The sequence below is a fragment of the Flexivirga sp. genome (genome assembly GCF_035551235.1).
In the GTDB taxonomy this organism is placed as follows: Bacteria; Actinomycetota; Actinomycetes; order Actinomycetales; family Dermatophilaceae; genus Flexivirga.
The window spans coordinates 34343-52547 of record NZ_DASZNO010000028.1 but is presented as its reverse complement, the minus strand read 5'-3'; the positions used below and the strand labels follow the sequence as shown (position 1 = coordinate 52547).

16 protein-coding genes are annotated in these 18205 nt (G+C 66.7%); 11 read left to right on the top strand and 5 right to left on the bottom strand.

Features of this window, described 5'->3' with window-relative positions; genetic code table 11:
* Positions 1 to 39: 39 nt before the first annotated feature.
* Entirely contained in the window at positions 40 to 1185 is a 1146-nt protein-coding gene (locus VG502_RS09080) for a CaiB/BaiF CoA transferase family protein (protein ID WP_325549719.1), read from the bottom strand.
* Between the two features lie 141 nt (positions 1186 to 1326).
* Between VG502_RS09080 and VG502_RS09075 the strand changes: the two genes are divergently transcribed.
* Both VG502_RS09075 and VG502_RS09070 read left to right on the top strand, forming a co-directional pair.
* Positions 1327 to 2064, top strand: coding sequence for an SDR family NAD(P)-dependent oxidoreductase (locus VG502_RS09075; RefSeq protein WP_325549718.1), 738 nt, complete (start codon positions 1327 to 1329; stop codon positions 2062 to 2064).
* A 134-nt stretch (positions 2065 to 2198) separates the two neighbouring features.
* A complete protein-coding gene (locus tag VG502_RS09070; RefSeq protein ID WP_325549717.1) occupies positions 2199 to 3374 on the top strand; it encodes a flavin reductase in 1176 nt (391 codons plus the stop codon).
* A 34-nt stretch (positions 3375 to 3408) separates the two neighbouring features.
* Here VG502_RS09070 and VG502_RS09065 read toward each other — a convergent pair whose 3' ends face one another.
* Entirely contained in the window at positions 3409 to 4146 is a 738-nt protein-coding gene (locus VG502_RS09065) for an SDR family NAD(P)-dependent oxidoreductase (RefSeq protein WP_325549716.1), read from the bottom strand.
* Between the two features lie 107 nt (positions 4147 to 4253).
* Here VG502_RS09065 and VG502_RS09060 point away from each other — a divergent pair, with 107 nt between their 5' ends.
* Complete coding sequence (locus tag VG502_RS09060) at positions 4254 to 4790, top strand: nuclear transport factor 2 family protein (RefSeq protein ID WP_325549715.1); 537 nt, start codon at positions 4254 to 4256, stop codon at positions 4788 to 4790.
* A 42-nt stretch (positions 4791 to 4832) separates the two neighbouring features.
* Here the strand turns inward: VG502_RS09060 and VG502_RS09055 are convergent, their stop codons facing one another.
* The 3 genes from VG502_RS09055 to VG502_RS09045 all read right to left on the bottom strand — a co-directional run bounded on the left by VG502_RS09055 (position 4833) and on the right by VG502_RS09045 (position 8204).
* Positions 4833 to 5786, bottom strand: a complete 954-nt coding sequence (locus tag VG502_RS09055) for a cyclase family protein (protein WP_325549714.1) — start codon at positions 5784 to 5786, stop codon at positions 4833 to 4835.
* A 9-nt stretch (positions 5787 to 5795) separates the two neighbouring features.
* Positions 5796 to 7028: an acyl-CoA dehydrogenase family protein gene (locus VG502_RS09050; protein WP_325549713.1), complete on the bottom strand. Its 1233-nt coding sequence runs from the start codon at positions 7026 to 7028 to the stop codon at positions 5796 to 5798.
* A gap of 123 nt (positions 7029 to 7151) precedes the next feature.
* A complete protein-coding gene (locus tag VG502_RS09045) occupies positions 7152 to 8204 on the bottom strand; it encodes an LLM class flavin-dependent oxidoreductase (RefSeq protein WP_325549712.1) in 1053 nt (350 codons plus the stop codon).
* Between the two features lie 240 nt (positions 8205 to 8444).
* Here VG502_RS09045 and VG502_RS09040 point away from each other — a divergent pair, with 240 nt between their 5' ends.
* The 8 genes from VG502_RS09040 (at position 8445) to VG502_RS09005 (ending at position 18205) form a co-directional block, all read left to right on the top strand.
* Positions 8445 to 9419, top strand: coding sequence for a phosphotriesterase family protein (locus VG502_RS09040; protein WP_325549711.1), 975 nt, complete (start codon positions 8445 to 8447; stop codon positions 9417 to 9419).
* 30 nt (positions 9420 to 9449) lie between these two features.
* Complete coding sequence (locus tag VG502_RS09035; RefSeq protein ID WP_325549710.1) at positions 9450 to 10316, top strand: enoyl-CoA hydratase/isomerase family protein; 867 nt, start codon at positions 9450 to 9452, stop codon at positions 10314 to 10316.
* A gap of 28 nt (positions 10317 to 10344) precedes the next feature.
* A complete protein-coding gene (locus VG502_RS09030) occupies positions 10345 to 12372 on the top strand; it encodes an acetate--CoA ligase family protein (protein WP_325549709.1) in 2028 nt (675 codons plus the stop codon).
* A 16-nt stretch (positions 12373 to 12388) separates the two neighbouring features.
* Positions 12389 to 13843: an NAD-dependent succinate-semialdehyde dehydrogenase gene (locus VG502_RS09025; RefSeq protein WP_325549708.1), complete on the top strand. Its 1455-nt coding sequence runs from the start codon at positions 12389 to 12391 to the stop codon at positions 13841 to 13843.
* Between the two features lie 358 nt (positions 13844 to 14201).
* Positions 14202 to 15476: an ABC transporter substrate-binding protein gene (locus VG502_RS09020; RefSeq protein ID WP_325549707.1), complete on the top strand. Its 1275-nt coding sequence runs from the start codon at positions 14202 to 14204 to the stop codon at positions 15474 to 15476.
* 22 nt (positions 15477 to 15498) lie between these two features.
* Positions 15499 to 16404 (top strand): branched-chain amino acid ABC transporter permease, encoded by a 906-nt coding sequence (locus VG502_RS09015; RefSeq protein ID WP_325549706.1) that lies wholly within the window; start codon positions 15499 to 15501, stop codon positions 16402 to 16404.
* Positions 16401 to 17465 carry a branched-chain amino acid ABC transporter permease gene (locus VG502_RS09010; RefSeq protein WP_325549705.1) on the top strand — a complete coding sequence of 355 codons (1065 nt, stop codon included), beginning with the start codon at positions 16401 to 16403 and terminating at the stop codon, positions 17463 to 17465. The genes VG502_RS09015 and VG502_RS09010 overlap by 4 nt, the downstream gene beginning before the upstream one ends.
* A complete protein-coding gene (locus VG502_RS09005) occupies positions 17462 to 18205 on the top strand; it encodes an ABC transporter ATP-binding protein (protein WP_325549704.1) in 744 nt (247 codons plus the stop codon). The genes VG502_RS09010 and VG502_RS09005 overlap by 4 nt, the downstream gene beginning before the upstream one ends.

Genomic DNA, 18205 nt, shown 5'->3' with positions numbered 1-18205 from the left:
TTCGTGTCCTCTCGAGCAGTTCTGTGTCCTCTCGGTGAATCAGGCGGACGAGCTGTGTGGCCACCCATGGCCGACATACCGCTCCGAGTGCTCGCCGACGTCGGGCACTCGGCCGCCGGACGGCGGGTCATAACCTTCCACTGAGAAGGGCGGACCCGGGATCCGGAACCGTGCACCGCGCTCGTCGAGAGCATCGACCAGCAGTCCCCCGTCGATCACGTCGGGCGCCCGGAGCACGGCCTCGTAGTCTCGCACCTCGGCGATCACGACTCCGGCGTCGCCGAGTCGCTGGATGCATTCGGCCGTGGTCCACTCCCCCATGACGCCGTGCAGCAACTCGAGGAGCGCACCGCGATGGGCCCGCCGCGCGTCGTTGACGGCGAACCGTTCGTCATCCACCCACTCCGGGTGGCCGAGCGTGTCGCACAGCTTGCGGAAGTGACTTTGGACGTATGCCGAGAGCATCACCATCCCGTCCGACGTCGCGACCAGGTCCGCGGCCGGCGCCATCGCGTCCTGGCCGTTTCCCTTGCGCAGTGGCATGGTGCCGGTGACCGACCACTCTCCCCACATCGCAGCTTGCATGTGCAGTGCGACCTGTAGCAGCGAGATGTGTGCGGTCATCCCTTCGCCGGTCCGTTCCCGCTGGAAGAGACCGGTGGTGACAGCCTGCACGACGGCGTGTCCGGTGGCGGCATCCACCAGCGGGAATCCGACACGCTGCGGATCGCGGCTGCGCTCCCCCGTCAGCGACATGATGCCGCTCTCGGCCTGGGCCGCGATGTCGAGCCCGGCACGGTCCTGGGACAGCGAGCCGGGCGGGAAGCCGGACACGGAAACGTAGACCAGCTCAGGCTTTTCGGCACGTACCTGTTTCGGGCCGAGCCCGAGCGCGGCGAGGGCCCCGTGGCGCAGGTTCTGAACAACGACGTCTGCGCCCATGACGAGTTCGTGCGCCACGCGCCAGTCACGGCGGTCGCGCAGATCAAGACTGATCGACTCCTTGCCGCGGTTGTACGCGCGCACGATTCCCTCGCCGTGCTGTCCGATGTGGCGGGAAGCATCGCCACGCGGCGATTCGATCTTGATCACCTCGGCGCCGAGATCCAGCAGGGTCTGTGAGGCCGCGGGCACCGCGATGTACTGCCCGAACTCGACGACCCGGACTCCTGTCAGCGGTCCCACCGGCCACCTCCGCCTCTCCACGTGGACAACGTGATCCGACCCCGTCGTGCCACACCTCGACGGTCGCCCTTGACTAAACATGACACGTGCGTCATTGTCAACGAGTACGCCACACCGACCCAGTGAAACAAGGAGACATCCATGCCCAGAGTCGACGGCAAGGTCTGCATCGTCACCGGAGCCGCGTCGGGCATCGGCGCGGCCACTCGTGCACTCCTGCGGGACGAGGGCGCAACCGTCATCGGCTTCGACAGGAACGCAGCCGGGCAGTCCGACGAGCTCTTGTGGACCGTCGATGTCAGCGACCAGGAAGCCGTGTCATCGGCTGTTGCCCGAGTCGCCGAGAGGTACGGGCGGATCGACGTGCTGGTCAACAACGCCGGCATACCCGGACCCAAGAAGCCATCGCACGAGGTCACCCTGGAGGAGTTCGAGCACGTCTTCGGCGTCAACGTACGCGGCACCTGGTTGTGCACCAAGTATGTGGTCCCGCACATGCTCGAGGCGGGTCGCGGCAGCATCGTCAACATGTCCTCGATGTACGGACTGGTGGGCAATTCGCTCATTCCGACCTACCACGCGACCAAGGGCGCCATCCGATTACTCACCAAGGCGGATGCCGCGACCTACGCGACGCGCGGAGTTCGGGTGAACTCGGTGCACCCGGGCTCGATCGACACCGGATCGAAGACCTCGGTGCGCGCCGACACCTCGGAAGCGGCACAGGAATACAACCGCCGCACACTCGCCTCCATTCCGCTCGGGCATCGCGGCGAGCCCATCGACATCGCCTACGGCGTGCTCTACCTCGCATCCGACGAATCGCGGTACATGACTGGCTCCGAACTCGTGATCGACGGTGGCTACACGGCGATCTGATCCCCATCCGGGAGATGCCGTGCAGACCCTTGACTAAACATGACACACGCGTCATTGTGGGATCGCGAACCATCACTCGCCGGGGCATCGGGCCGAATACGCAGGTCCCGCAACGCAATAACAAGGCAGGATCAATGGACAACCTCTATCCCCCGGACGAGGGCATCTATCGACAGACGCTGGGCCACTACCCCACCGGTGTCGCAGTCGTGACGGCGCGGAAGGCGGACGGCACCCCGACCGGCATGACCGTCGGTTCGTTCACCTCGGTGTCGCTGGATCCACCACTCATCGCGTTCCTGCCGGCGAAGACCTCGAAGTCGTGGGCCGCCCTCCGGGAGTGTGGCGACACTTTCGGGATCAACGTGCTGGCCGCCGACCAGGAGGTCGTGTGCCGACGGATCGCATCGTCGGGCGACGAGAAGTTCAAGGACGTCGCCTGGCACGAGTCACCGCTGGGCCTGCCGATCCTCGACGGCTGCGTCGCCTACATGGAGTGCACGGTCTCAGAGGTCCGCGACGCCGGCGACCACGACCTGGTACTCGGCGAGGTGGTCCGGATGGGCGTCCAACGGCCCACCGAGTCGCTGCTGTTCTTCCGTGGCGGCTACGGATCGTTCCGGCCGCGGTCCCTGGCGGTGGGATCTCCGCAGTTGTTCGACCAGCTGCGGTTCGTCGACGTCGCCCGCCCGATCATCGAACGCCTTGCGTCCGACACAGGTCACGAGGTCACCGCCCTCGTCCTGCACGACGGTGACCTGATCACGACTGCGGCGGCCAATGACGGCTCGCACATGTCCCGGCTGCGGGTGGGTCGGCAGACGCCGTTCCTGCCACCGGTCGGTGCCGTGCACGCGGCATACAGTTCGGACACCGTCCGCAGCTACTGGCTGTCGCAGCTGCCGAAGGACGCCGAGCAGGAGGCCCAACGCGCCGAACGCATGCTCGACACCATTCGTGAGCGCGGCTACGGCTACACGGTCGGGCACCGGGTGGGTGCCGCGATCGAGACCATGGGACTGCGCCGGGCGCGCGACTCCAGCTCCGAGGCCCTGCGCGAGTTCCGCGAGACGATCCGCCGGGCGAGCGACAGCTACAACATCGAATTCCTCAGTCCGCAAAGGGAACACGAGTTTCACGCGGCAACTGCGCCCGTCTTCCACCCCCGCCACGGGCTGGTCTTCACGTTGACGCTCTGGGGTCCTCCGGGGCAGATCTCCTACGAGTCGATGATGGGCAAGATCGAGCAGCTCGTGCACACCGCGCGCGTGTGCTCGGACGCTCTCTCGTATGTCGACAGCGAGAGCTGACCGGAGGCAGCAGCCTCCGGTCAGCGCCCTGCCGTCACCAGGGGCTGACAGTGATGTTCGATCGTCCGCCGTCGACGCCGATGTCCTGTGCGGTGATGAACCCTGCCGCCTCGGACGCCAGGAAACCGACGAGCGACGCGATGTCCTCGGGTTCACCGAGCCGGCCCACCGGGATCAGCTTCTGCCAACGGCCGCGGACGGCCTCGTCCTCCCACGAGTCACGGTTGATGCCGGTGCGCACAACGCCCGGATTCACCGCATTGACAGTGATTCCCAGCGGTGCGACCTCACACGCGACCTGTCGGGTCAGCGCGGTCACGCCACCTTTGGAGGCGGAGTATGCCGGGTAGGCGTAACCCCGGGTGGCTGCTCCCGAAGCGATGTTGACGATGCGACGGGACGCCGTGTCACCGCCGTCCCGCAGGTACGGCAGCGTCGCCTGGATCACCTGGAAGGTGCCCTTCAGGTTGACGTCGATCACCTGATCCCAGATCTGCGAGGTCGTGGCATCCACGTCGGCGCGGACCAGGATGCCGGCACCGTTCACCACGACATCGAGGCCGCCGCTCCAGGCGATCACCGAGTCGACCATCGCGTGGACGGCGCCGGCGTCGGCAACGTCACAGGCCGCCCTCATCACCGTGGCGTCCCCGACCGAGTCGGCTACGGCCACGAGTCCGTCGGCGTCCCGGTCCACCAGTGCGACGGCGAGCCCGTCGCTGCACAGCTGCCGCACCACGGCAGCCCCGATGCCCGAAGCAGCACCCGTCACCAGTGCGACGCGACGTCGCCGAACAGGAGTAGATCCTTGAATCGTCATAGCTATGAGTCCTTTCCAGTGATGAAGCCGTCGGCCCGCGTATGGCGGGAGGAAGCGGCATGATGGGGATCGAAGAACTGATCGCACGCGCCGAGATCGCCGACGTCCTGGCGCGCTACCAGCACGCGTGCGACCGTGGCGACCGCGCGTTGATGCGCAGCTGCTACCACGACGACGCCATCGACAACCACGGGCGCGCCAACGGCCCGGTCGACGAGGTGATGGCGTTCCTCGGTCGCTACGGTGCCGACCTGCGCAGCACTTACCACTTCATGGGTGCACCGCACGTCGTTCTCGAAGCGGAAGGCAACGCGGACAAGGCGTTTGCCGAGACCTACTGCCTCTATCGTCGGGAACTGCTCGACCCGAACGCCGAGATCCTGATGCAGGGCCTGCGCTACTTCGATGTCTTCGAGCGGCGCGACGGCGTGTGGCTGATCGCTCACCGCACCGTGCTCCTCGACTGGGAGCAGTGCGGCAACGGCGCACCGGGGATTCCGGCGCCGGACAGCTGGACGCGCGGTGCCCGCCGCGAGGCCGACATCGCCTGGCCGCTCACCGAGCACCTCGCGAACGCGCAAGGCCTGCGCCACTGAGTGACGCAGGCCTTGCCGCGCGAGTCTCGTCGGCGGGTTCGGTCACAGAACGGCGATCGCATTGCCGGGTGACCCGAGTCCGCCGACAAGGGCCAACGGCACCGCGGTGAAGACGAAATCGCGCCGGCCCTGCTCGGCCAGTCCGCTCCGGAGCATTTCGAAGTCGAACAGCTCACCGAGCGGGATGCCGAGCATCGCCAGAACGCGGCGATGGAGGCTGCCCACCGCGGCGTCGCCGGGCGTCGACTCGACAGCAGGATTGTCCGCTGCGATCGCCGAAATGTGCCAGTCCCAGAGGAGTTCGGCGATCGACTCGTCCGCCCGCAGGCCGGCGGAGAACAGGCCGGATTTCTTCGCCGCGATCTCCGCCTTGGCGTCGTGGTCCAACGCCCGATAGGCGCTCAGCCAGCCGGTGCGGATGCACAACACGTCGCCCGGTCGCACCTCGACTCCCTGCGAATCGGCCGCGGCACGCACCTCGTCGGCGGTGATGGGACGCTCGGCCAACGGGTCGTAGTCGGCGCCTGCGAGGTGCGCCTCGAGGTCGATCAGGACCCCGCGCCCCACGATGCCCGTCATCCCCCAGTGATGGATGCTGAGCCGCTGGTTGCCGGGTGCCGGCTCATCGGTCACACCGCCGTAGAACCCGTGCTGCCGCACCCGGTGATGACGGAAGCCGTCCCACTGGGTCGAGCCCTGCGGGAAGAAAGAGTCGAGGCGATCGTCATACATGCTGCCGAACTTCTTGACCGTGTGCTCGAACGGCTGTCGACGGAACAGTGGCGGGTCGGGTTCGTTGAGGGTGAGACTCAACGAAACCCGTTCTCCGCTCGTGACATTCGTCATCGCATCGCGCACGCGCTCGGGTGTCAGTAGGTTCAATGTGCCGAGGTCGTCATCGTCACCGAAGACGCCCCACGAGTGGTTGGAGCCGATGTCGTTGAGCCGGGGCAGGTCCTTGTACGCCGGGAGGCCACTCGCATGAATGTTGGTCACCAGCAACTCCTAGAGGTCGGTGTCGCCGCGCAGCAAGCGCATCGCGATGGTGCGCCGCTGGATCTCGGCGGTGCCGTCCGGGATACGCAGCGCACGGGCGTGCCGCCACGCCTCCTCGATCCGCAGCTCGTTGGTCAGGCCCATACCGCCATGGACCTGCATCGCCTTGTCCGTCACCCGGCCCAGCATCTCGGTGCAGAGCGCTTTGGTGATCGACGTTTCCTTGATGCTCTTCCGGCCGCTCTCGACCAGCCAGGCGGTCCGGGCGACAGTGGACTTCGCCGAGTAGATGTCCATCGCCATCTCGGCGAGCATCATCTGCACTGCCTGGTGCTGCCCGATCGGCTTGTCGAACGTCTCGCGCTGGTTCGCGTAGTCGACCGCTTGGCCGAGCGCCCACCGCGCGGTGCCGACGCACAGTGCCGACATCGACAGCCGACCGCGGCTGATGCCGAGCAGTGCCAGCGCCAGCCCGTTGTGCACCTCACCGACGATGTGATCGTCCGGGACGCGCAGGTTCTCCAGCGTGAGGATGCCGATGTTGGTGCCGCTGTGCCCGAGGATCGTGACCACACCGCTGCAGTCGAAGCCCTCCCAGGACGTGTCGACGAAGAAAGCGGTGATACCGCCGCGACGTGCCTTGTTCGCCTCCGGATCGGTGACGGCGAACAGCACACAGTAGTCGGCATACGGCGCGTTCGAGATCCACTGTTTGGTGCCGTTGATGACCCACCCGTCACCGTCACGGACGGCCTTGGTGCGGATCCGCTGCACGTCGGACCCGGCGCCCGGCTCCGAGAGACCGAAGCAGAAGGTCTTCTCGCCGGAGCCGATGCCGTCGACGTACTTGTCACGGACCTGCGGCTGCAAGTGCAGCAGCAGGGGGCTGAGTCCGTTGGTGAAGACCGACGGGACGACGTTCTCGTGGATCAGCGGGCGGTGTGGCCCGACGTGGTTGGTCAGTTCCTCCTGTACGTGCACGAGCGCCGTCGGCGGCAGCCCGCCGCCGCCGAGGTCGGGGTCACCGAACATCGTGTAGAAACCGGCTTTGGCCGACTCGATACGGACCTGCTTGCGCAGCTCGAGCACCTCGGGGACGAACCTGCCCGTCTCGTCATACCGAGTGCGCTCGGTGGCCAGCAGGTCGGCGTTCTTCTCCTCGAGCGGAATGACATAACGGTCGATGAACTCATTGAGTCCTTGGGCCGCCTCCTGGGCATCTTCGGGGACCTCGAAGTCCACGGGTGCCTCCTTCCTTCGCACCCCCGTCGCGCGGGGCCGCTGTTGTCTACGATGCCCGATCCGGGCAGGCCGGGATTGCGGTACCGCCTCGATCCAGCGGTACCGCAATCCATTTCGGGTGAATCAGAGCTGGGGACGAACCTTCTCAGCGAACGTCGTCATGGAACGCAGCACCTGGTCCTGCGGCTGGCTGCCGGCGTCGAACCACGCCACCAGACCGCCGAGACCGGTGTGGCTGTGGAAGTCGGCGAGCTCCTGTGCGACATCGTCGGCCGAGCCCAGGATGAGCGCCTTGCGCTCGATGTACTCGTCGAAGGTCAGCTCGTCGATGCCGAGACCGACCTTCGCGCGGTTCGTCAGGATGCCGACATACCACATGTAACCCTCGTGGTACTCCTTGATCGCCTGCTCGCGATTGTCCGCGACGTGGATCGCCTTCAGCTGAGACGACCGCGCGATGTTCTCGTCGATGAGATCGAACGAGTGCCCCGCGGCGCGACCCTCTTCGCGGTAGACCTCCACGAGACGCTTCACGTCGTCCCGGGTCGGTCGCTGGCCGAGAACGAAGGCGAAACCGCGCCGGGCCGCCATACGCAGCGACTCCTCGCTGGCCGAAACCATCACGAACACCGGCGGGGTCGGCTTCTGGTAGACCTCGGGGAAGAGCTCGATCTCGTCGGCGACGTCACCGGGGCCGGGCACCTGATAGTGCTTGCCCTGGAACTTCACCTTGCCTGTGGTCCAGGCCTGCATGACGACCTCGAAGACCTCTTCGTAGCGTTCGTCGCGCTCGGACTCCGGGATGCCGTAGGCCTGGAACTCCAGCCGGTCATACGCCTTGCCGATACCGAAGTTGAGCCGGCCGTTGCTGAGCTGGTCGACGTAGGCGTATTCCTCCGCCAGACGCAGCGGATGGTGCATCGGCAGACGGGAAACGCCGGACCCCAACCGGATACGCGTGGTCGAAGCGGCCGCCGCGGCAAGCAACAGCTGCGCCGAGGTCATGATGCCGTAACGCCGGCCGTTGTGCTCGGCGACCCAGGCCTCTTCGAAGCCGAGCTTGTCGGCCACCTGGATCTGCTCGATCGCCTTCTGGACGACCTCATTGTGGGTGTTCCACGGCGGAACGTTCGAGAGACTGAAAATGCCGTAGTGCGGCTTCGCCAGGTCGGTCATGTGAACTCCAGTTGTGAGTGAGGAGCGTGGGTCGAGCGACCCAGCTGCGGCGAGGCCCCCCGGATCGGGGGTGCTCTTTGGAAGTCGCTCTTGACTAAACATGACACGCGCGTCATTGTCAATGGCGAACACCTTAGTTCTGCACCATCGAGGACTGTCCAGGACGACGGCCAACCGTTGGTGCCCAAGAACATTCGACTCATCGGGCCACGCAGCCCGCACGACCAAGGAGACACCGAAATGGTCAGCGTTCCCACCGTCGCGGGCAGCAGGGACAGCGCCGAACTCGGCCGCGTTCTGATGCACGAGCACGTCTTCGTCCTGAACCACGAGTACGAGGTGAACTACCCGGAGAGTTGGGACCACGCGACCCGTATCGACGACGCGGTGGCGAAGCTCGACGCGCTGAAGACCGCAGGTATCGACACCATCGTCGACCTGACCGTGTTGGGTCTCGGCAGGGACATCGAGCGGGTCCGCGAGGTCGCCGAGCGCACCCGGGTGAACATCATCGCGGCGACCGGCTTCTACACCTTCACCGAATTACCGACCTACCTGCGACTGCGCGGCCCCGGCCGTCTGGTGGACGTGGAGGAGCCGATGGTCGACATGTTCGTGCGCGACCTGACCGAAGGCATCGGCGGCACCGGCATCCGTGCTGCGATCCTCAAGTGCGCCACCGACGAGCCCGGTGTCACGCCCGACGTCGAACGTGTGCTGCGTGCGGTCGCGCGGGCACACGTGGCGACCGGTGCGCCCATCTCCACCCACACCGATCCGCACAAGGAGCGCGGGCTGGAGCAGCAGCGGATCTTCGCCGAGGAAGGTGTCGACCTGACGCGGGTCGTCATCGGCCACAGCGGGGACACCGACGACCTGGACTACCTGCAGCGCGTCCTGGACAACGGTTCCTACCTCGGGATGGATCGCTTCGGGCTGGACAGCCGGCTCGACTTCGACCGACGGGTCAAGACGGTCGTCGATCTCGTGGAGCGCGGGTATGGCGACCGCCTCGTGCTCTCACACGACACGTCCTGCCACAGCGACAACTTCCCCGCCGACTACCGCGCGAAGAACCTGCCGAACTGGCGATTCGGGCACATCAGCGAGGACGTTCTGCCCGCGCTGCGCACCGCCGGAGTCACCGAGGAACAGATCGACACGATGCTCGTGCACACGCCACGCGCCATTCTCGGCGGCCGCTCTCAGGCCTGACGCACCCCTCCCCCGTACCGAAGGAAACCCATGTCACCAGTTCGCATCGAGCACCGCGGCGCAGTCGCCGAGGTCGTGCTCGACCGTCCCGAGAAGCTCAATGCCTTCAATACCGAGCTCTTCGAGGCCTACGAGTCAGCATTGTCGTCCCTGGCGGTCGACGATGAAGTGTCCGTCGTCATCGTCCGCGGCGAGGGCCGTGCGTTCAGCGTCGGCTGGGACGTCGGCAAGCAACCATCAGCGGAGCGCCAGGACAGTGGCTATCATCAGCGGATCGCCCACCAGGACTGGTTACGTCTACGCCCTCAATTGCGCGCATTCACAGCGGTTTTCGAATTCCCGAAGCCGGTTGTCGCTGCTGTCCACGGGTTCTGCATGGGCGGCGCAACACTGATCCCGAACTGCTCGGACCTCGCCGTTGTCGGCAACGACACGAAGATCGGCTGGCCGGTGCTGCCCATCGGCGGTGGCATGCTCGGGCCGGTCTCGACATACGCGATCGGCTCCAAGAAGGCACGCGAACTCTCTTACACCGCAGGCAGTTTCATGATGGGTCCGGAGGCTGCGGCGCGCGGTTTCGCGAACTACTCGGTGCCCGAGGACGAAGTGCTGACCAGGGCACGCGAACTGGCGCACGAGGTCTCCAAGACCCCGCGCGACATGCTCGAGATCAAGAAGCGCGCCGCCAACGACGTCCTGAACCGGCAGGGCTTCCGCGACACGCTCGAGGCCTGCGCCGGCTGGGACGCGCTCATCCACACCTCGGCCGGCAACGAGCACATGTCGGCCACCCTTGCCGAACTCGGCATCAAGGCAGCCCGCGAGTGGTATGCCGAGGGCGGCTCCATCCCCCGGCCCGCCGAGGCGGCCACCGCCGGCTCCGGCAGCATCGACTGACCACCCCCTCAAGGAGACAACCCACACCATGGATCGCCAGCTCGTCGCCGTCGTCGGTGCCTCACCGCGCAACTTCTGGACCACCTGCGCCATACACAACCTCACCACCCTCAACCCGGAGCTCGAGGTCATCCCGGTCACGCCCAACCACGCAGAGATCCAGGGCCTGGCCACCGTGCCCGACGTCTCGGCGCTTCCGGCGACACCACGAGCCGCCATCATCGCCATCCGCCGGGAGGCCGCGGTGGAAGTCGTGCGCACCCTCACCGCAGCCGGGACACGCGACATCGTCTGTGTCACTGACGGATTCGTCGAACGCGGTGACGAGACGGGGGCTCGGTTGCAACAGGAACTCGTCGACATCGTCAGCGGCACGGGCACGCGGTTGTGGGGGACGAACTGCGTCGGTTTCGCCGACTTCACGGACCGGATCTGCGCCGTGGCCGAGCCGGTATGGCTCGAGGCGAAGACCGGCCCCGTCTCGATCGTGTCGCAGAGCGGTGCGCTGCTCTCGGCGTTCGTCGCGGCCGGCGCGCAGGAGGGCCTCGGTCTCGACTTCTGCGTGTCCACCGGCAACGGTGCCGTCAACGCAGTGCCGGAGGCGCTGCAGATCGCGCTGCGCCGCGAGACGACAGAGGTCGTGTGCGCCTACATCGAGGGCGTCCGAGGCGATCAGGTCGACCGGCTCGCCGATGCCTTCCGCACCGCGCGGGAGCTCGGCAAGCAGATCATCGTGCTGAAGTCCGGAGTCTCCGAGCGCGGCCAGAAGGCCGTCATGTCACACACCGCGAGCATCGCCGGCACCGACTCGGTCTTCTCGGAACTCCTGCGCGAGTACGGCGTGCTGCGCGCCGACGGCGTCGACGAGTTGATGCGACTGGCGACCCTCGTGCTGCTCGGCGTGAAGCAGGGCCGCGACCGCGCGGTCTCGGTCCTCGGCGGCTCCGGCGGTGCCGCCGCGCTGAGCAGCGACTTGTCCGATCGGTACGGCGTGAAGCTGACCACCTTCGCCGACACGACGATCGACCGGATCCGCGCCCTCGCCGGGCCCGGTTCCCTGGTCGACAACCCGTTGGACGTCATCGGCGTGAAGCGCCGCGAGGGTGATGAGAGCGTCAACGGCTGTGTCTTCTCCGACCCGAACACGGGCCTCGTCCTGATGCCCTGGAGCGTCCAGTTCCCGTCCGAGACCGTCCATGAGTCCGTGCACACGTGGAACTGGGGTGACCTGGCTCGCCTGTCCGCCGAGCACGAGATGCCGTTGATCATCACCGCGATGGCACCCGTCCCGGACACCGAGTTCACCCGCAGCTACCGCGAGCAGCACCCTCATGTCGCGGTGCTGGACAACCTGCACCTCACCTTCGCAGCTCTCGGCAAGCTCTTCCCCGCACCGCTGCACGAGAAGTCATCCTCCTCCGTCGCTGCGCCCGAGGCAGGTGTCCTCAGTGAGGCCGACTCCCGCGAACTGGTCGCAACCGCAGGCGTTCCCGTCGTCGGTGGCGTCCGAGTGGCAACGGGCGAGGACGGTGCCGCGGCAGCGGCCGAGCTCTCGCCACCCTTCGCAGTCAAGGTCATCGCGCCGATCAGCCACAAGGCCAAGATCGGCGGCGTCATCCTGGGCGTCCCCGACGCCCAGTCGCTGCCGGACGCCATTGCCCGGATCACCGCCAACGTCGTCGCGGCCGGACTCGCCGAGGAACAGGTCGAGGGCTGCCTCGTGGAGGAGATGGTCTTCGGCCGGGAGATTCTCGTCGGCCTCAACACCGACCCGGTGCTCGGCCGCTACGTCGTCGTCGGCCTGGGCGGCTCGGCCACCGAGATCGCCAACCGGTCGACCACCCGCCGGCTCCCCCTCGCAGAGGGCGAGGCGGAGCGCCTGCTCGCGGCCGTCGGCGTCGTCGACCACCCGAAGGCCGTCTCGGTCGTCGAATCGGTCTGCGCCGCGTTCACCGGCGAGCACTTCGAGAAGTACCAGACCGTCGAGATCAACCCGCTGATCGTCGGCGTCGACGACTGCTGGGCCGCCGACGCGGTTGTCACGATCGCACCCTGAGGACGAGGAGACACACATGTCAGTGACATCACCAACCACCATTCAGGGCAAAGGATTCATCGCCGGCGCCTGGCGCGACGCGGACTCCGGGGCAGCCATCGACGTGACGGACCCGGCGACGGGCGAACTCATCGGCACGGTCCCGGACATGGGCCGCGCGGAGTGCCGCGAGGCCATCGACGCAGCGGCCTCGGCACTGCCCGCCTGGTCGGCACTCACCGCCAAGGAGCGCGCCACCGTCATGATGCGCATGTATGACGCCATGACTGCCGGTGCTGATGAGTTGGCAACGCTGCTCACGCGTGAGCAGGGCAAACCACTCGCCGAGGCGCGCGCGGAGGTACTCAGTGGCGCGAGCTTCCTGGAGTACTTCGCCGAGGAGGGTCGCCGCGTCAACGGGGAGATCCTCGCGCCCGACGCCCACGGCCGTCGACTCATGGTGCTGCGTCAGCCGATCGGTGTTGTCGCAGCGATCACTCCGTGGAACTTCCCGAGTTCGATGATCCTGCGCAAGATCGCTCCGGCGCTCGCTGCCGGTTGCACCGTGGTAGTCAAACCCGCTGAGCTCACACCGTTCTCGGCGCTCGCGCTCGGCAACATCGCCGAGGAAGCGGGACTCCCGCCGGGCGTCCTCAACATCGTGACCGGGCAGCCTGCTCCGATCGGCGCGGAGCTGACGTCCAACCCGGCGGTTCGCAAACTGTCCTTCACCGGGTCGACAGCCGTCGGCAAGCTGCTGACCAAGCAGAGTGCGGACACCGTCAAACGCGTCACGATGGAACTGGGCGGCAACGCACCGTTCGTCGTGTTCGCCGACGCCGACCTGGACCTGGCGGTGAAGTGTGCCGTCGGTGCGAAGTTCAGAAACGCCGGCCAGACCTGCATCTCGGCCAACCGGCTGTATGTCGAGGCGTCCATCCACGACGAGTTCGTCCGCCGCCTGAAGGCCGCCGCGGAGTCGCTGGTGATCGGTAACGGCCTCGAGCCCGGCACCGACGTCGGGCCGCTCATCGACGACCGGGCGGTCAGCAAGCTCGAGACGCTGCTGACCGACGCGACCGCGCAGGGCGCCACGATCGAGACCGGTGGCACGCGTGCCGCGGCCGGCGAGCGGTTCTTCGCGCCGACCATCGTCACGAACGCGCCCGAAGCCGCGGACATCGCCTGCACGGAGATCTTCGGCCCGGTCGCCTCGATCTACTCGTTCGACACCGAGGAGGAAGTCGTCGAGCGAGCCAACGCGACCCCCTACGGTCTGGCGGCATACATCTTCACCGAGGACTACCGGCGCGGCTGGCGCGTCGGTGAAGCTGTCGAGTTCGGCATGGTCGGCCTCAATGACGTCGTGATCGCGACGCCAGTTGCGCCGTTCGGTGGCGTGAAGGAGTCCGGGTCCGGGCGCGAGGGATCGGCGCACGGCATCGACGACTACACGGAGCTGAAGCTGTTGGTGGTCGGCGGACTGCACTGACGCAGGTCCACCACGGACCAGGCGACCGGTCGGCAATGGAGCCGACCGGTCGCTTTCCTGTAGCGACCCTATGCGCTTGAACCCAACGGTGGCACGGGTTTTCGGCGCCTCCGCGCCGCGGCCAAATCAAACCTGATATTCGTGTCAGAAAGTTGTGGCGGAAGCCTTGACGAAACATGACACACGCGTCATTGTTGATTCCGGCGACGTGATACTCGTCACCTCGCCAGCCGACAGCACGACGGGTTCACCACTTCGAACCGCGGCTCATCGCGCGCCGCACGCCGCATCCCGGCACTCCCTCACCACCCGTTCGGCACTCCCTCGCCGACGAGAAACACACCAGGAAGGTCACATCATGCGACGGACAAGAGTTCTGGCCACTGTCACGGCATCGGTCCTCGTCGCCGGCACCGCCTCCGCGTGCGGTAGCTCCAGTGGCGACGGCTCCGGGGGCTCCGGCGGCGACATCACCCTGGGCCTGCTCGCACCCATCACGGGAACGTTCGCCGCAGACGGCAAGGACATGAAGGACGGCGCGAACGCCGCGGTCAAGGTGATCAACGCGGCCGGCGGAGTCAACGGCAAGAAGCTCAAGCTGGACATCAAGGACGATGGCTCCGACCCGCAGAAGACCTCGCAGGCCACCCGTGACCTCGCGAGCGCGGGTCACAAGCTGATGTTCGGCACCTTCACCAGCACCGAGTGCCTCGCGGTCAAGAGCCTCACCCAGTCCACCGGCGGAGTCTTCATCGCACCGACATGCGTCGACCCGACCCTGACCGGTGGGCCCGGCAAGAAGGGCACCGATGGCGTGTTCCGGACCGGGCTGCGTTCGTCGCCCGACCAGCCGGTCGACCAGAAGGTCCCGACGATCATGCACGAGCTCGCGCCGGCGGTGCGGACCTGGGACTACTTCGGCTACGACTACTCCTTCGGCCACCAGCAGGCAACGACGTTCAAGAAGAACCTGCAGTCGGTGCCCGGCAAGCCGAAGATGGGTTCGACCGTCTTCGTTCCGATGTCCTCGCAGGACTTCCGGCCCTACGTGTCCAAGCTCTCGTCGGCGGTCAACAAGGATTCCTCCGGCCGCGGACTCTTCCTCGGCACCTACGGGGCCGGCACCGGCTCCTTCATGCAGCAGGCCAACAGCTTCAACTTCCTCTCCAAGTACAAGATGGTGTGGACCGCCGGCGACGCATGGGGCACGCTCAAGGCGCTCAACGGCAAGTTCTCGACCCTGTGGAACAGCTACGACTACATCTGGGCGGCGTACGACAACCCGACGAACAAGAAATTCGTCGCGAACTTCAAGAAGGCGCACAAGCACATGCCGGGCGCCACGGCCGCATCGGCATACAACAGCGTGCTGGCCTACGCCGCAGCCATCAAGAAGGCCAAGTCGACCGACCCGTCGAAGGTGTCGGCAGCGCTGGCCGGCCTGACGTTCCAGTCGGTCCAGGGCGAGATGACGCTCGATGCCACGACGCATCAGGCCGACACGAAACAGGTCATCAGTCAGCTCAAGGGTGACGCGAGCGCGCCCGACAAGATCAAGGTCCTGCGCACGGTCATCGTCGATCCGAAGGACGCGTCCTACACGGACGGCGCCACCGGATTCGACGTCAAGTAGCAGCGCCCGGACGGAAGCCGCCATGGTCGAATTTCTGAACGCAATCGTCAGCGGGCTGGCCCTCGCCATGCCCCTGTTCCTGGCCGCCAGCGGCCTGACCCTGATCTACGGAGTGATGCGCGTCATCAACTTCGCCCATGGCGGCTTCTTCATGGTCGGCGCATACGTCGCGACCAGTGCGCTGCACGGGCAGGTCCAGAGTTTCTGGGCGTTCCTCGGAGCGGTGGTCGTTGCCGGGATCGCGGTGGCAGTCATCGCCGCGATCTGTGAGGAGGTCGTCTTCCGCTGGTTGGACCCGTCCGAACACATGCTGTCGTTGCTGGCGTCGTACGCGCTCTCGCTGATCATCGCCGGCGGCGCCGTGCAGATCTGGGGTGCGGCGGCCAAGACGCAGCCCCAGCCGCGGTTGCTGTCCGGCTCCTGGAACGTCGCCGGCATCGTCATCGCCCGCAACGACGTCTTCATGATCGCCATGGGCCTGTTGCTCGGGCTCGCGCTGTGGGCGCTGCTGAACCGGACGTCGTTCGGCAAGCAGGCCACCGCGGTCGCGGGCGACCCCGTGATGGCAGAGGCGCTCGGCATCCGGGTTCGCTGGGTGGCCATCGGTGTTTTCGCCGCGGGCGGGTTGCTCGCCGGTATGGCGGGAGGCCTCGCGTCACCGCAGTACTCCATCGGGCCCGGCCTGGACCAGCTCTTCGTCCTGCAGAGCTTCGCGGTGATCATCATCGGCGGACTGGGTTCGATCGGTGGCGCCTTCGGCGCATCGCTGTTGCTCGGGTTGCTTGACGGCATCCTGGCGACCTACGCGCCGTCCCTCTCGGGCTACGGCTTCTACGTCGCCATGGCCGCCGTCCTGATGCTGCGCCCGCAGGGCCTGGCCATCGCGCTGCGCCCGCGCCGTGTCCGTGTACAGGAGGTCTCCGCATGAATCAGGCAGACTTGACGACGGAAGTCGAGGGACCGGTGGAAGCATCACCATCGAAAGCCGTTGCGCCCACGACGAATTCGGGTGCGGTCTGGCAACGGGCGATCCGTAATCGACTGGTGCCCCACGCGGTGCTGAGCATCGTCCTACTGGTGCTGGTCCCTGCGACCCTCGGCGGCTCCAACCTCTCGCTGGCGACCACCGCCGTCATCTACGGGCTGTTCGCGCTGAGTGCACTGGTGCTCTTCGGCTGGGTCGGCCTCGGCTCCTTCGGGCAGTCCGCGTTCTTCGGCACCGGCGCGTACGCCGCGGCGATGCTGAAGGACCACCAGCTCAACCCGTTGCTCGTCCTTCTGATCGGCGCGGTCGCCGGCATGCTCCTCGCGCTCCTGGTCGCAGTCCTGGCCGGGAACAGCAGCGGCATCCAGTTCGCGATGCTGACACTCGTCCTGGGGCAGGTGCTCTACCAACTGCTCTTCACCTTCCGGGACACCTTCCACGGCGACGACGGCATCTTCGGCATCGTGACGCAACCGGTCCTCGGAACGGACATGTTCGACCCGAAGCACTTCTGGTGGTACTCCGCCAGCATCACCGCTCTGCTCGCCCTGCTGCTCTACGGAATCCACCGTTCCCAGCTGGGCAAGACGTTCACGGCCGTTCGTGACGATCCGGTGAAGGCTGCGGCCCTCGGCACGTCGGTACGCGTGGCGCGCATGTCGGCCTTCATGATCTCCGGGTTCATCGGCGGCATCGCCGGCGTTCTGTATGCCCAGCAACAGACGGGCGCCTCCCCCGGTCTGCTCGGCACGGTGATGTCCGGCAGTGTCATCTTCATGGTCTTCATCGGCGGGACCTCGAGCATGTGGGGGCCGTTCGTCGGTGCCCTCATCTACACCATTCTCACCACCCGCATGTTCCAGGGCTCGACGACGGCAACGATCTGGATCGGGATCCTGCTGCTCGTGGTCGTCGTCCTCGTGCGCGGCGGGATCATGGGCCTGCTCGAGCGCGGCTTCGCCGCGTTCAAGGGGCGAGTGACAGCTGCTAGGAGCGCGTCATGACTCTGCTCGAAACCCACGCGATGTCCAAGGCGTATGCCGGGGTGCCGGCGCTGATCGATGCCACGGCGGCATTCGAGGTCGGCCAGGTGAGTGCGCTCATCGGACCCAACGGTGCCGGGAAGACCACCTTCTTCGGCACGCTCGCCGGCGAGCACCGCGCCACCGGCGGATCCATCGAGTTCGACGGCCAGGACATCACCAAGTGGGATGCCGACCGCCGGGCAAGGGCGGGGATCGCCCGGACGTTCCAGGTCGCCCGGCAGTTCTCGTCGTTGTCGGTGCTGGAGAACCTCCTGTTGTCGTATCAGGCCGGACGTGGTCAGTGGTGGCGCCCGTGGCGGACCTTCCTGCCCCGGACCATCCCGTCATACCTGCACGAGTTGGCTGAGGTCACTCGCCTGGACAACCTGCTCCAGCGCACGGCCGGCACGCTCCCGCAGGGCGACCGCAAGCGGCTCGAGCTGGCCATGTCCCTGGCGCAGGACCCGCGGGTCCTGCTCCTCGACGAGCCGACCGCGGGCATGACCGATGAGGACTGCGTCATCACCGTCGATGTCCTCAAGGACGTGATGACCCGCACCCCGGACCTGTGCCTGATCCTCACGGCACACGACATGTCGGTGGTCTTCGCGCTGGCCCACCGGATCCTGCTGATGGGTCAGGGGCAGATCCTGCTCGACGACGTCCCCGAGGCTGTGGCGGGACACGACCTCGCACGCACCACCTACCTGGGAGTCTGA